The 13,479-nt window shown below is 59.7% G+C and carries 12 protein-coding genes; 4 read left to right on the plus strand and 8 right to left on the minus strand.

Translation table 11 applies throughout. The annotated features are described in order from the left end of the window. Positions 1 to 12 precede the first annotated feature (12 nt). From PCA20602_RS03545 to coq7, 5 genes are all read right to left on the minus strand, one after another. Positions 13 to 1,788, minus strand: a complete 1,776-nt coding sequence (locus tag PCA20602_RS03545; RefSeq protein WP_150719953.1) for a peptidoglycan D,D-transpeptidase FtsI family protein — start codon at positions 1,786 to 1,788, stop codon at positions 13 to 15. Next, positions 1,785 to 2,129, minus strand: a complete 345-nt coding sequence (ftsL, locus tag PCA20602_RS03550) for a cell division protein FtsL (protein WP_150719954.1) — start codon at positions 2,127 to 2,129, stop codon at positions 1,785 to 1,787. Before ftsL ends, PCA20602_RS03545 begins: the two co-directional genes overlap by 4 nt. After that, positions 2,126 to 3,079 (minus strand): 16S rRNA (cytosine(1402)-N(4))-methyltransferase RsmH, encoded by a 954-nt coding sequence (gene rsmH, locus PCA20602_RS03555; protein WP_069340936.1) that lies wholly within the window; start codon positions 3,077 to 3,079, stop codon positions 2,126 to 2,128. Before rsmH ends, ftsL begins: the two co-directional genes overlap by 4 nt. A gap of 22 nt (positions 3,080 to 3,101) precedes the next feature. Further along, positions 3,102 to 3,530: a division/cell wall cluster transcriptional repressor MraZ gene (mraZ, locus tag PCA20602_RS03560; protein ID WP_010806918.1), complete on the minus strand. Its 429-nt coding sequence runs from the start codon at positions 3,528 to 3,530 to the stop codon at positions 3,102 to 3,104. Between the two features lie 416 nt (positions 3,531 to 3,946). Next, positions 3,947 to 4,594 (minus strand): 2-polyprenyl-3-methyl-6-methoxy-1,4-benzoquinone monooxygenase, encoded by a 648-nt coding sequence (gene coq7 / locus PCA20602_RS03565; RefSeq protein WP_150719955.1) that lies wholly within the window; start codon positions 4,592 to 4,594, stop codon positions 3,947 to 3,949. 318 nt (positions 4,595 to 4,912) lie between these two features. Here coq7 and PCA20602_RS03570 point away from each other — a divergent pair, with 318 nt between their 5' ends. After that, the gene (locus tag PCA20602_RS03570) at positions 4,913 to 6,058 is read left to right on the plus strand and encodes a porin (protein ID WP_150719956.1); all 1,146 of its coding nucleotides are present in this window, start codon (positions 4,913 to 4,915) and stop codon (positions 6,056 to 6,058) included. A gap of 376 nt (positions 6,059 to 6,434) precedes the next feature. Beyond that, complete coding sequence (locus PCA20602_RS03575) at positions 6,435 to 6,914, plus strand: MarR family winged helix-turn-helix transcriptional regulator (protein ID WP_150719957.1); 480 nt, start codon at positions 6,435 to 6,437, stop codon at positions 6,912 to 6,914. 317 nt (positions 6,915 to 7,231) lie between these two features. Here the strand turns inward: PCA20602_RS03575 and PCA20602_RS03580 are convergent, their stop codons facing one another. Beyond that, the gene (locus PCA20602_RS03580; protein WP_150720030.1) at positions 7,232 to 8,347 is read right to left on the minus strand and encodes an aminopeptidase; all 1,116 of its coding nucleotides are present in this window, start codon (positions 8,345 to 8,347) and stop codon (positions 7,232 to 7,234) included. 55 nt (positions 8,348 to 8,402) lie between these two features. After that, positions 8,403 to 10,478, minus strand: a complete 2,076-nt coding sequence (locus PCA20602_RS03585) for a molybdopterin-containing oxidoreductase family protein (protein WP_150719958.1) — start codon at positions 10,476 to 10,478, stop codon at positions 8,403 to 8,405. Between the two features lie 213 nt (positions 10,479 to 10,691). Here PCA20602_RS03585 and PCA20602_RS03590 point away from each other — a divergent pair, with 213 nt between their 5' ends. Next, the gene (locus tag PCA20602_RS03590) at positions 10,692 to 11,888 is read left to right on the plus strand and encodes a M20 aminoacylase family protein (protein ID WP_150719959.1); all 1,197 of its coding nucleotides are present in this window, start codon (positions 10,692 to 10,694) and stop codon (positions 11,886 to 11,888) included. An 85-nt stretch (positions 11,889 to 11,973) separates the two neighbouring features. Here PCA20602_RS03590 and PCA20602_RS03595 read toward each other — a convergent pair whose 3' ends face one another. Then, positions 11,974 to 12,759 (minus strand): DUF3047 domain-containing protein, encoded by a 786-nt coding sequence (locus tag PCA20602_RS03595; protein WP_174980751.1) that lies wholly within the window; start codon positions 12,757 to 12,759, stop codon positions 11,974 to 11,976. A 503-nt stretch (positions 12,760 to 13,262) separates the two neighbouring features. On the opposite strand from PCA20602_RS03595, the gene PCA20602_RS25800 reads away from it, so the two are divergent. Continuing rightward, on the plus strand, positions 13,263 to 13,479 hold a 217-nt coding region (locus tag PCA20602_RS25800; RefSeq protein WP_217432350.1), incomplete at its 3' end, for a hypothetical protein.

Below are 13,479 nucleotides of genomic sequence, written 5' to 3' on the forward strand. Positions count from 1 at the left end.
CCGGCGTCGGGGTCACGGTGCCCATGGCTCGCTCTCCTCCACCTTGTCACTCACGACGAGCTTGGTCACCGGCGAATCCGGCACCACGTTCAATGCACGCAGCGTGCCGCCCACGATCGAAGCGAACGCCGGACCGGCGGCTACGCCACCGTAGTGCGAGCCACGGCCCGGTTCGTCGAGTGTCACGGCGACGATGATGCGCGGCTCGGACATCGGCGCCATGCCGACAAACGATGCGCGGTACTTGCTCTTGTCGTATCCCTTGCCCGACTGCTTGTACGCCGTGCCGGTCTTGCCACCGACGCGATAGCCGATGACCTGGGCGCGCGTGGCAGTGCCGCCCGGCGACGTCACCATTTCCAGCATCTTGCGCACTTCACGTGCAGTGGCCGGCGAGATCACCGGCGTGCCCTTCACGACGCTGCCATCCGTCTTGTAGATGGAAATGGGCAGCAACTCGCCGTCATGCGCAAAGACCGTGTAAGCGCGCGCCAGCTGGATCAGCGACGCCGACAGACCGTAGCCGTACCCCATCGTCGCCTGCTCGATCGGGCGCCAGCTCTTGGCCGGGCGCAGACGTCCCGCCACCGCGCCCGGGAACCCGAGCTTCGGCGCCTGACCGAGGCCGACGCTAGTGAACATGTCCCACATTTCCTGCGGCTTCATCTGCAACGCGATCTTCGCGGTACCGATGTTGCTCGACTTCTGGATGACGCCGGCCACCGTCAACAGACCGTAGTCGTGGGTGTCCGTGATGTTTGCGCCGAAGAAGTTGGCGCGGCCCGTGGTCATCACCGTCGACGTCGGCTTCACGTAGCCGTTTTCGATCGCCGCAGCGATGGTGATCGGCTTCATGATCGAGCCGGGCTCGAAGGTATCGGTGATGACGCGGTTGCGCAGTTGCGCGCCAGTCAGATTGGTACGGTTGTTGGGGTTGTACGTCGGCAGATTGACGAGTGCGAGCACTTCACCCGTGCGCACGTCGAGCACCACGGCGCTACCGGCTTTGGCACCGGTACGCTCGATGGCGTCCTTGAGTTCGCTGTAGGCGAGGAACTGGATCTTGCTGTCGATCGAGAGCGTGATGTCGTGGCCGTCGCGCGGCTGGGCCAGAATGTCGAGATCCTCGACCACGCGGCCGAGGCGATCCTTGATCACCCGGCGGCTGCCCGGCGTTGCGGCCAGATCCTTCTGCATCGACAACTCGACGCCTTCCTGACCGATGTCCTCGACGTTCGTGAAACCGACAACGTGCGCCGCGATCTCGCCTTCCGGATAGAAGCGCTTGTACTCCTTGCGCTGATACACGCCCGGAATGTCGAGATCGGCCACCTGCTTCGCCACGTCCGGCAGGACCTGACGCTTCACGTAGACGAAGCTCTTTTCCTGATTGAACTTGCGACGCAGATCCGGCTCGCTCATCTCGAGCAGACGCGAGAGCTTGCGCACCTGCTCGGCCGACACGTCGTCGGGCACGTCTTCCGGAATCGCCCAGATCGCCTTGACGGGCAGACTGGTGGCAAGCACCTGTCCGTTACGGTCGAACACTTTGCCGCGCGTGGCGGACATCTCCAGTGTGCGTTCGTAACGGCTCTCGCCCTGACGTTGGTAGAAGGCATTGCCCGGACCCTGAATCCAGAAGGCACGCGCGACCAGCGACGCGAACGCGCCGAAGATCACGAAGACGAGCATCTTCGAGCGCCACATCGGCAGACGCACGGACAGGACCGGGCTGGCAGAGAACTGCACATCCTTGGTCTTGGCCTTGGCGTCCTTGCGGCGACTCATCGGCGGCCTCCACTCGCAGGGGCGGATGCGGCGCTCGCGGTCGGCACCGGCACGTCCACCATCGCACCCGAGCTACCGGCCGGCGCGGACAGATACTGCGTGCGGCCCGGCGAGACGGCCTGCATCTTCAGGTCGCTGCGGGCCACGCTCTCGATCCGGGCGCTCTTGCTCTGTGCGCTTTGCTCGTACTGGAGACGATCCCAGTCCTGAAGCAACTGATGCTCGAGCGCCTGCTCGCGGTTCAGTTCGACGAACGTGCCGCGGGCGCGGTACTGCGCATTGATCAGGGAGAGCGCGCAGCCGATGAGCAGCGCGAGCAGAAGAATATTGAGCCGGCTCATGACGACACCCGCTCCATGACCCGCATGATCGCCGAGCGCGAACGCGGGTTCGCCTCCACCTCGGCGGCGGAGGGCTTGATCTTGCGACCGGCCTTGAACGGCGGCACCGGAATTTCGTGGGCGCGCAAAGGCACGCGACGATCCACCGCCGGCGCGCTCGAGCGCGCTTGCATGAAGCGCTTCACGATACGGTCTTCCAGCGAATGAAAGCTGATCGCCACGAGTCTGCCTCCCGTTTCGAGGACATCGGCCGCCACATCCAGTGCTATCTGCAGGTCCGCAAGCTCTTGATTGACGTGAATCCGTAGAGCCTGAAAGGTACGTGTTGCCGGGTCCTTGCCCTTCTCACGGGTCTTGACGGCGCCAGCCACGATCGCGGCAAGCTCGCGTGTACTGACGAGAGGCCCGAGGCGGTCGGCGTCTGCCCGGCGAGCAACAAGCGCCTTTGCAATCTGAAAAGCAAACCGTTCTTCCCCATAGTCCTTGATGACCTCCGTCATTTCTTCCAGCGTTGCCCGGGCCAGCCAGTCGGCAGCCGACTCGCCGCGCGTGGGATCCATGCGCATGTCGAGCGGGCCGTCGAAACGAAAACTGAATCCGCGTGCGGGGTCGTCGAACTGCGGCGACGAGACACCCAGGTCCAGCAAAACACCCGACACCTTCTCGATACCGCGCCGGGCCATCGCCTCGCGCAACGTCGCGAAGCTGTCGTGCTCAATCGAAAATCGCGGATCGGCAATTTTTGCCGCCTCCGCGATCGCTTGAGGGTCCTTGTCGAACGCGATCAGCCTGCCCTTGTCGCCCAGCCGCTCGAGCAGCCTGCGACTGTGCCCGCCGCGGCCGAATGTGCCGTCGACGTATACGCCATCGTCGCGCCACAGCAAGGCATCCACGGCCTCCTCTAGCAGGACCGTGCGGTGCTGCATTACCGTTTCCACCGCGTGCGCCATGCTCGTCGGACCACCTGATCTGTCAAAAAGTGAAGTTCTTCAGTGCCTCCGGCATGCCTTGCGCCATCGCCGCCTGTTCCTTGGCGGCATAGGTTGCGGCATCCCAGAGTTCAAAATGACTGCCCATGCCCAGCAGCATGACTTCCTTGTCCATGCCCGCAGCCGCGCGCAATTCGGGCGCCACCAGGACACGGCCCGCCGAATCCATCTCGACGTCGGCTGCGTTGCCCAGAAAGATGCGTCGCCACCAGTGCGCGTCCATCGGCAGTGCGGCGATCTTGCCGCGAAAGATCTCCCATTCGGGACGCGGAAACAGCAGCAGACATCCGTCGGGGTGCTTGGTGATCGTCACCTTGCCTTCAGCGTCGCCCTGAAGCACGTCACGATGCCGGGCCGGAATCGACATCCGTCCCTTTGCATCCAGTGAAAGTGCCGAGGCTCCCTGAAACACGTGCGCTCCCGTGAGGTTTCGTCCGCCTGCCCGTCATGCCGAAAGAGAAAGATTTTGTGCCGTACGCCACACAAAAATACACTTTCTCACACTATTTCCCACTTTAGAGGAGAGTGTATGGCCGGTCAAGCGTTTCACCCGTTTTTAGGGGGCAATTTGGTAGACAGAACAATGACTTAGCTCACTTTCCTAAAGCAGCAAAACGGAATTTTGTCAGGAAAATTAATGACATAAGTGCGATAGTGAAAGTGGAACCTCATATTTTGGGCGTCGCCTCGCAGGAGGCCCGAAATCACTATCGATACCGGGTAGTGCGCGCTCACGCCGTGCCACCCCCTTACACACAGGGCTGGCGTGAGCTACGCGAAGGGAAGTCGATTCGGAGGTGGGGGTCGTTCGGGGGGCTGATTAACGCTCTATATATAGTAGGCGGTCGTGGTCATGACCTTGGCCGCAGCGCGCATGACGCGCTGCACCGGCGCGGGAAGTTCGATGCCTCCGGCGTCGCGGGCGGCCTGACCGTGTTCGATCTCGTCGAGACGCATCTGATCGACGATGGCGCGCGAGCGCAGATCGTGTGGGGGCAGATCGTCGAGATGGCTATCGAGGTGATGCTCCACCTGGCGCTCAGTCTCCGACATGAAGCCGAGACTGACCTTATCACCGCATTTGCCTGCCACGAAACCGATGGCGAACGCGCCGGCATACCAGAGCGGGTTGAGCAGGCTCGGGCGCGAACCCAGTTCCGACAGACGGTGCGCCGTCCACGCGAGGTGGTCCTCCTCCTCCTTGCCCGCATGTTCAAACGCCGTGCGTAGCTCCGGACGCTTCGTCGCCAGCTTCTGCGCCTGATACAACGCCTGCGCACACACCTCACCGACGTGGTTGACCCGCATCAGCCCGGCAACGTGACGACGCTCCTCCGGCGTCAACGCATCGTCCCCAACGGAAGCTTCACTATTTATAGAGGGCGCCGCTAAGGGGGTCGGACGGGAGGCTTGGGTGACACCTGCGATGGCACGCAGGCCACGGTCAAGTTCGGAAATCAGACTGTCGGAGAACATCGTACTTTCAACTCGCTTGAATCTTTCACTATGTGGAACGCTGGACGATTCTTTCGCGTCCGCCGCCGATGATACGCCCCTTTATCCGGCGTGCCTTGCGCGGGCGCAAACGCGCGAAATCCCCGCCAGACGCCGGTTTCCGGGATGTTGCGTAAACGAAACAAAACCCGTCGCAAACCCGCGTAAAACCGGCCTTTTCCTTTGCCGCCTAAAGTGAATTTGTTACATTACGTCCAACTTCTCGCGAAGTTGATTAGCAAGGACGTTATCACTAGTGACCTTGTTAAACAAATCTCACAATCCTTTGGAGATCACTCAATGAAAAAGTCGCTTCTCGCTCTGGGTGTGCTCGGCGCATTCGCTGGCGCTGCTCACGCTCAAAGCAGCGTGACCCTGTACGGTATCATCGACGCTGGCCTGACCTACAACAGCAAGGAAGGCACGCTCGGCGGCAACACCGCTTCGAAGAACTTCAAGTTCAGCAATGGCAACCTGCAAGGTTCGCGTTGGGGCCTGAAGGGTGCTGAAGACCTCGGTGGCGGCCTGAAGGCAATCTTCGTCTTGGAAAACGGCTTCAACCTGGGTTCGGGCACGCTGGGCCAAAACGGCCGCATGTTTGGTCGTCAAGCCTACGTTGGCCTCAGCAGCGCAACGGCTGGTACGGTCACGATCGGTCGTCAGTATGACTCCGTGGTTGACTTCGTTGGTCCGTTCGCTTCGGGTAGCCAGTGGGGCGCCAACATGGGCGCTCACCCGTTCGATAACGACAACCTGAACAACTCGTTCCGTATCAACAATTCGGTGAAGTACACGAGCGTGAACTACAACGGCCTCAGCGCCGGCGCTCTGTATGGTTTCTCGAACCAATCCAACACGGGTAACGGCACGGGTTTCGCTAACAACCGCGCATGGTCGGTCGGCCTGGGTTACGCCAACGGCCCTCTGAGCCTCGGCGCTGGTTACTTGTACCTGTCGTCGCCGGGTAGCAGCAACGGCTCGGGTGTTCTGACGACGGCTGACGCGAACGCAGTGATGGCGTTCAACGGCAACGCTACCGATAAGGCTTGGATTGCTTCGGCTGGCGGTTCGTACGCCTTCGGCCCGGCAACGATTGGCCTCGTGTACAGCCACAGCGCGTACAACTACATCTCGGGTGGTAGCTGGAAGTTCGACAACGTCGAAGCCAACGCCAAGTACATGCTGACGCCGGCACTGCAACTGGGCTTGTCGTACACGTACACTTGGTCGACGCTGAACCAAGCAGCTGGCAGCCTGTCGCCGAAGTACCACCAAGTCAACGCTGGCGTCGACTACTTCCTGTCGAAGCGCACGGACACGTACTTCGTGGTCAACTGGCAACATGCTAACAACGACGCTCCGGGCGGTGCAGCACTGGCCAACCAACCGTTCTCGACCGGCACGAATCAAGTGGCAGTCACGGCCGGTATCCGTCACAAGTTCTAAGCTGACAGTTTCCGTCACTTAGGCTTTGGCAAAAGGGCACCTTCGGGTGCCCTTTTTTATTGTTCGGGCTCCCTCTATGCGGTCTTATGACTGGTTCCCGACAAGTCGAAACCGTCAACGTCGGTGCAACAGCACCCCAATTGGGAAGCGTGGCTCACGGACTACCGATGTCGCCATCGGCGTAGAAATTGGTCTGAGGTGTCGACCTGAAGATGCGACTCCCATCGGCATAGCGGACGGATGAACATGAATGTTCGCGTGCGCTTCTGCACCTCTGCTTTTCTCCGCCATCGTTCCCCAGTAACTCCTCCAGCTTGACCGTGCGTTTATTTCAAACCTAAAATTTCCATACTGTAAATTTTTTCCCCCGCCGACCATGAGCCTCGCAGACTCCGACTCTCTCGATCTTGAAACGCGAGCCCACGACCGTGAGCACGATGCGCTGCGTCTCTGGCTGCGGCTACTCACCTGCGCCAACATGATCGAAACAGATATCCGCTCTCGCCTGCGTCAGGAGTTCGATTGCACGTTGCCGCGCTTCGATCTGCTCGCACAATTGGATCGCCACCCGGAAGGGCTGAAGATGGGGGAATTGAGCAAGCGGATGATGGTGACCGGGGGCAATGTGACCGGCATTACGGATCAGTTGGAAAAGGAAGGCTGGGTGACCCGCGAGACGGTCGTCAATGATCGACGCGCCTTTCTGATCAAATTGACGCCACGAGGCAAGAAAGCCTTCTCCAACATGGCGCGCGCGCATGAAGGATGGATTGAGGCACGCCTGGGACAACTGCCTGAGGCGCAACGCCAACAGCTCTACGCACTGCTCGGAGATCTGAAGTCGGTGATTGCCTGACGAGATCCGGGATCTGTGCATCGGCGTCGAACTGCTCAGCTAACGATGGATGCCGTGCGCATTAGACGCACATCATGAAGCCGCCGGATGACACGAGGATGTTGACGTTGTCAGATGCAAAGCGGCAAGTCATAGCCAGAGAGCATGGGCAATAGGTCGCTTCGGCTGTCATTGACACTCGTTTTCACGGTGAGGCAGCGCATATTACCCTCCAGCGCAACGTCAATTCTGGTTGATATCGCGCCACATCGCGCCCATTTAACCGCGGTATCACATCGCTCGGCCGGTTACCTTGGAGCCCGGCGCCGCCCCATCCGCTAGCGCCCCGCTCGCATCGGCGCATCCAGTATCTGCCGCGCCATCGCGGCCGCCGGGGTTGCATCGAGTGCAACGAGAGCGGCGCGTCGTTCCGCTTCAGGACGCTTCGACATCGCCTTTACCGCCGCATAAAACTTCGGCAGGTCATCCTGCTCCTTCACGAGCAGCGCCATGAACGCCGGCACCCACTGGTTATACGTTGCGAATGATCCGATCTTGGCGTTGTTCAGATCTGTGGCGAACCAACGGTCGAAGCCCTGATATCCGCCCCAAGACACTTTCAGCGCGTCGTAGTCAGTGCGCATGCGGGCAAATAGCGCCTCTTTGCGCTCCGCTTTCCCGGCATCCGGCAGTGTGCTGGCGTACACCTCCTCAAGGCGTTTTCGATAGCTATCCACCAGCTTGCGGAACTCCCTGCGATGCGCATCGTATCGCTCATACTCCATCGCAGCATCGGGATGCGTTGCGAGCCAACGACCCACACCAACCGTCTCCACCGTCACCGCAAACGACTCGTTGAATGCGGTATCGCCACGAACGAACAGGATCTGGTGCGCCAGCTCGTGGAAAATCATGCGCGCAACTTCGGCCCGGGGAAGATAGATAAATGTGTTCAGCAGCGGATCGTCGAAATAGCCGAGCGTCGAGTAGGCGGGAATGCCCGCGACGAACGTCTCCCAACCATCGCGATGCAGCTCCGCTGCATACGCCTCGGCGGATTCGCGCGAATAGTAGCCGCGATACTCGACACATCCGACAACCAGTAAGCATGACTCGTGAAGCTTCAACGACAATGCGGGCGCCGCGAACACGTTGTACACCACGAATGGCCGCTTGAGGTCGGCGTAGCTCCGGTAGCTCCCGTTGTCGGGCTCTCCCAACGCCGATACCGCGTAGCTGCGAATCTGCTCCGCCTCGATCAGTCGCGAACGCAGACGCGAATCGATGGCCGGATCGGCAAGCAATTCGGATACCGGCTGCGCGTCATGCAGCACAGTGAAGTGTCCATTGATCGACTGCGCGTAATAGCCAACCTGCCCGCACCCCGAAAGCGCGATCACTACGCTGGTGACAACGCTGCGACCAGCGACTCGCTGCGCGAACGTGAGGAGCATCGCAAGCGAGAACGGCATAGTAGGCTCCTCAGCGATGGGGGATTCCAGCCAAACCTCAGGCCGGCACAACCTCGACCAGACAGTCGTAAAACGTAGGCGCGCGCCCAAGGTCGGTCAGTTGCTGACTCGTGACCTCGTTGGCATTTTTTCCATCCGGCGCCAGCTTCTTCCACCAGATCGACAGACCGACCACGACACCTTCGCGCGCCTTCTCCGTCACGCGCGCTTTTGCGTTCAATGTGCCCCGATCGTTGAAAATACGCACACCGACACCGTCTTCGATGCCTCGTATCGCGGCATCCGCAGGGTGGATGTCCAGCGTCGGCTCCCCAACCGATGAACGCAGGCTATCGACATTCACGAAGCTTGAATTCAGGAAATTGCGCGCAGGCGGCGAGATCATGGCGAGCGGATAGCGTGATGCCAGCTCGGGATTACTGGCAACCGACTCGTACGGCGGCACCCAATCCGGCAGAGGATCCAGGCCCTCCTGCAACATGCGCTCGGAGTAAAACTCGCACTTACCGGACGGCGTATAGAACTCACCGTTGGCAAACGGTGCTTCCGGCAAGTCGTAGCGTACCCAGCCATCACGCTTGAGTGTCTCCCAGTCACTACCGGCCATGCGGGCATCGCTCCAACGAATCGATTGCGCGGCGAGTTGATCGTCGGTGTCGGAGAAGCACGCCTCCGTCCATCCCATCTGCTTGGCCAGCAAACGGAATATCTCCGAATTGGGTTTCGCTTCGCCGAGCGGAGCGATCGCCGGATTGTTGGCCAACAGATAGGTATGACCGTAGGCTTTGTGAATATCCAGATGTTCGAGCTGCGTCGTGGCGGGCAGCACGAAGTCGGCGTAATCTGCGGTGTCCGTCTGGAAATGCTCCAACACGACGGTGAAGAGATCCTCGCGGCCAAACCCTGCGGCGACCTTGCCCGACTCGGGGGCAACGGCCACCGGGTTGCTGTTGTAGACCACCAGTGCCTCGATCTTCGGCCCGAAGGTTTCATCGCCTGCGTGGCAAAGCGCGTCGCCAATCGCACTCATGTTGACGACGCGAGCCGCCTTATCCTGTCGCGGCCGCAGATCAGGACGCGCCTGCGCCACGGCATCGACGGGCGCATACCCGGACGACGACATCAACAGCCCGCCCGCCGGGTCTCTCCAGGCACCAACCAGTGCCGGCAGACAGGCTACCGCACGCGTCGCCTGGCCGCCGCCCTTGGCGCGCTGCATGCCATAGTTCAGACGGATCGCAGCGGGTTTCGCACTCGCATACTCGCGGGCGAGTGTCGTAATCGTCTCTGCGCTGATGCCACAAATCTCAGCAACGCGATCGGGCGTATAGCGACGCACACGATCTTTCAACTCGGCGTAACCGATCGTGTGCCGCGCAATGTATTCGTGATCGACGAGGTCTTCGGCAATGAGGACGTGCATCATGCCCAAGGCAAGTGCGGCATCCGTACCAGGCAACAAGGCAATGTGCTGGTGACACTTCTCTGCCGTCAGCGATCGATAGGGATCGATGGCGATCAGCTTGGCACCACGGCGCTTGGCTTCCTGAGCAGTGGCCCAGAAATGCACACTCGACGTAATCGGATTGCTGCCCCAGATCAGAATCAGTTTGCTATCGGCGAAATGTTCGACGTGCATCCCTACGCCAGCGCCATAGGTGTATCGCAACCCCGCCGCACCGGCACTCGCGCAAATCGTACGATCGAGGTCTGACGCCCCCACCTTGTTGAAAAACCGTGCCGCCATCGATTCGCCCTGAACGAATCCCATCGTGCCGGCGTAGCTGTACGGCAAGATCGCCTCGGGTTCGCGCGCAGCAATGGCGCTCAACCGCTTGGCGATCTCGTCCAGCGCCTCATCCCAGCTCACACGGACGAATTGCCCGCTACCTTTCGGTCCGACACGCTTGAGCGGATGCAGCAAACGATCCGGGTGATAAGTACGTTCGGTATAACGAGAGACTTTCGTGCACAGGACACCCTTGGTCGTCGGATGGTCAGGATCACCCTGTACCTTGATCGCAACGCCATTTTCCACCGTCACATGCAGTGCGCACGTGTCCGGGCAGTCATGCGGGCACGCGGCCCGAACGACGTGGGTATTGGTCGTCATCAAACTACTCCTCTCTCTACCGAATTTCAGCGTCTGGCAATAGTGCGACGCTGGCGATATTGTATTACGTTCGTTCGCGGGCTGCCCCGCCACACGGGGACTTCGGACATTTTTCAGCCCCATCCGACGGGGCGTTCGGACAATTCCGAGCAAGATGCCAGACCTGCCATTAGGGGGTAAGATGAGCCATTGCGCTCAGCAGGAAACCCCGTCATGAAGCTCATTCCAGAAATCGACGCCGCACGCGGCGAAATCCAGACCATCCGACGCGATATTCACGCACACCCGGAACTTTGCTTCGAAGAGAAGCGCACGTCAGACGTAGTCGCTGAAACGCTCACGCAATGGGGCATTCCCATCCATCGCGGCCTCGGTAAGACCGGCGTTGTCGGCATCATCAAGAACGGCAACAGCGACCGCGCGATTGGCCTGCGCGCCGATATGGATGCCTTGCCGATCCACGAAGCCAATACGTTCGAGCACGCGTCGAAACACGAAGGCAAGATGCACGCTTGCGGCCACGATGGGCACACCGCAATGTTGCTTGCTGCGGCGCAATATCTTCAAAAGCATCGAAATTTCGACGGCACCGTTTATCTGATTTTCCAGCCCGCAGAAGAAGGTGGTGGCGGCGCGCGCGAAATGATCAGAGACGGTTTGTTCGAGCGTTTCCCGATGGAGGCCGTGTTCGGCATGCACAACTGGCCGGGCGTTCCGACCGGAACGTTCGCCGTGACTCCTGGGCCGATGATGGCGTCGAGTAACGAATTCAAGATTACGATTCGTGGCAAGGGTACGCATGCGGGCATCCCGAATGCAGGGATCGACCCGGTTATTGCCGCCGTTCAGGTCGCTCAGGCGCTTCAGAGCATCATTACGCGCAATAAGCGTCCCATCGACGCCGCCGTGCTTTCCATTACGCAGATCCATGCAGGCGACACCACGAACGTGGTCCCCGACATCGCATGGCTGGGTGGCACGATTCGCACGTTTTCCATCGAGGTCCTGGACCTGATCGAACGCCGGCTTCGCGAGGTCTCCGAGTTCGTCGCGAAAGGGCTGGGTTGTTCGGCAGAGATCGAGTTCCACCGTAACTATCCTCCGACCATCAACGAGCCCGCGATGGCCGCACTTTGCGCCGATGTGATGCGTCAGGTGGTGGGCAATGAGAATGTGAACGACAAGGTCGAGCCGACGATGGGCGCCGAAGACTTCTCGTTCATGCTGCTGGAGAAGCCCGGCGCCTATGTCTTCATTGGTAACGGCGACGGAACACACCGGGACACCGGTCATGGCCTCGGCCCCTGCAATCTTCACAACGCCAGCTACGATTTCAACGATGATTTGCTGCCGCTTGGAGGGACTTATTGGGCGAAACTGGTCGAAACCTACTTCGCACGCCATAAGTAAGCGCTGTTGATCCGAAGCATCGGAATCAGGAAAAAAGCCGGCAAATCATAATTGCCGGCTTTTTCGTTTTAGAAGACGCACGACCTTATTTGGCGGCGGTTGTCGTTGGAATGCCGTCAGTCTCGAGGTGAATGTCGCCGTACCAGGCAGTGAACCTGGATTGTGTGTTGTCGCCATCGCTCATGATGGCGATACCGATCAAACGTCCCGGTGGCTCGCCGAACGCCTTCTCATAGTCCTTGGCAATATCTCGGGAATACGTTTGCCACGTTCCGAGATTACCGTTGCCGCGTTCGACGACGATGGAGCGAATCCTGCCTGTATATGGATTTGGGATCACCTCGTTGGCAGCGAGCGCATCACCATCCCACGTGTACATCAAGGTTGCAAAGGGTAATTCGCGTCCGCTCACCATACGCGCCAACTCACGGTGCATGTGATCCTGCATGGTGAGTTTGCCTGGGTCACCGTCGAACGCGAGAGCGATGCGTACAGGGGCATCGTCAAAACGTTTCGTCCGAATGTCTGCGTTGACCGGCATTGCATCTGCACGCCAGCGCCAGCTCAGCTTCGCTCCCGGATATACGGGAATATCCAGCTTCTGAGCAATACCGGATGCTGACGCGTCTACCGTCGCCCGGATCACTGCGATGCCATTGCTATCGGTGGTTTGCTCGTAGTGAGTCAGCCGCTTATTTCGCGTGACGAGATAGGTTTCCCAATGCGGCGGAAGTCCGTCCGAATTCACTTCGGCTGAAAGCGGAGCGATTTCCTCGCGATGCGCCGGCACCAACGCCGTTGACTCGCCAGTGGTAGGTGCCCGCTGCGAAGCGCATCCAGCAACAACCAAGCTGATAACGACGGCACTCATGCATGCCATCCCTACACGCCAGCTCACCTGACGCTTCCCCCGATACTGAATCCCCACCCGTTTTGCTCCTCGAACTGCCACTAACCCCGTGGTCGAATCCTAAGCGAGAAGTCGGTGTCCATCCACCCGGAATTTCACTCCGTGATGAGATTGCAACAACGTAGCGATATGGACGATGCTCAATGCCGTGCAATGAGCCCTAAGCTTCGTGAAACAAAAAACAGGAGGGGAATTGAAGAAATCGGCCTGCAGCGAACGCAGTTTGCCTAATCGGGCACAAATCGCATGACAACAAAATGCGTAGTCCGCTTTCGAAAGCTGTGTGGCAACGCCTCTGAGACCAGCCAGCAGTCAGTGCACGCCAAGCGCGGAAGTCGTCTCGACACACAGGCATGCGTCACATAACCGCTGGAAAGTGATTGGGGCACAAACGGCGCCGATCCGGGCATCGTCTTCGAGCTATCGGCTGAACAGCGGAAGCGGTGTATAGATGGCATTTGACAGTGGACTGGCTGCCGCCAAGCATCGATTCAGCCTCGATTAAGCACGTTGATGCAAAGCTTGGATGTAAAGCTGGACGTAAAGCTTGGATGCAAAGCGAGGGGGTAAAGCAAAAACCCCTTGCAGCTTTGGCTACAAGGGGTTTTAAGGGGAGCCTGACGATTACCTACTTTCACACGGGTATCCGCACTATCATCGGCGTGGAGTCGTTTCACGGTC

Source organism: Pandoraea capi, assembly GCF_902459735.1.
Taxonomy (GTDB): domain Bacteria; phylum Pseudomonadota; class Gammaproteobacteria; order Burkholderiales; family Burkholderiaceae; genus Pandoraea; species Pandoraea capi.

Coding starts and splice junctions, on each gene's coding strand:
- PCA20602_RS03580 (WP_150720030.1), bottom strand. CDS start 8,347: ATGCTCCTCACGTTCGCGCAGCGAGTCGCTGGTCGCAGCGTTGTCACC.
- PCA20602_RS03590 (WP_150719959.1), top strand. CDS start 10,692: ATGAAGCTCATTCCAGAAATCGACGCCGCACGCGGCGAAATCCAGACC.
- PCA20602_RS03575 (WP_150719957.1), top strand. CDS start 6,435: ATGAGCCTCGCAGACTCCGACTCTCTCGATCTTGAAACGCGAGCCCAC.
- PCA20602_RS03585 (WP_150719958.1), bottom strand. CDS start 10,478: ATGACGACCAATACCCACGTCGTTCGGGCCGCGTGCCCGCATGACTGC.
- ftsL (WP_150719954.1), bottom strand. CDS start 2,129: ATGAGCCGGCTCAATATTCTTCTGCTCGCGCTGCTCATCGGCTGCGCG.
- PCA20602_RS03570 (WP_150719956.1), top strand. CDS start 4,913: ATGAAAAAGTCGCTTCTCGCTCTGGGTGTGCTCGGCGCATTCGCTGGC.
- PCA20602_RS03545 (WP_150719953.1), bottom strand. CDS start 1,788: ATGAGTCGCCGCAAGGACGCCAAGGCCAAGACCAAGGATGTGCAGTTC.
- coq7 (WP_150719955.1), bottom strand. CDS start 4,594: ATGTTCTCCGACAGTCTGATTTCCGAACTTGACCGTGGCCTGCGTGCC.
- PCA20602_RS03595 (WP_174980751.1), bottom strand. CDS start 12,759: ATGAGTGCCGTCGTTATCAGCTTGGTTGTTGCTGGATGCGCTTCGCAG.
- rsmH (WP_069340936.1), bottom strand. CDS start 3,079: ATGGCGCACGCGGTGGAAACGGTAATGCAGCACCGCACGGTCCTGCTA.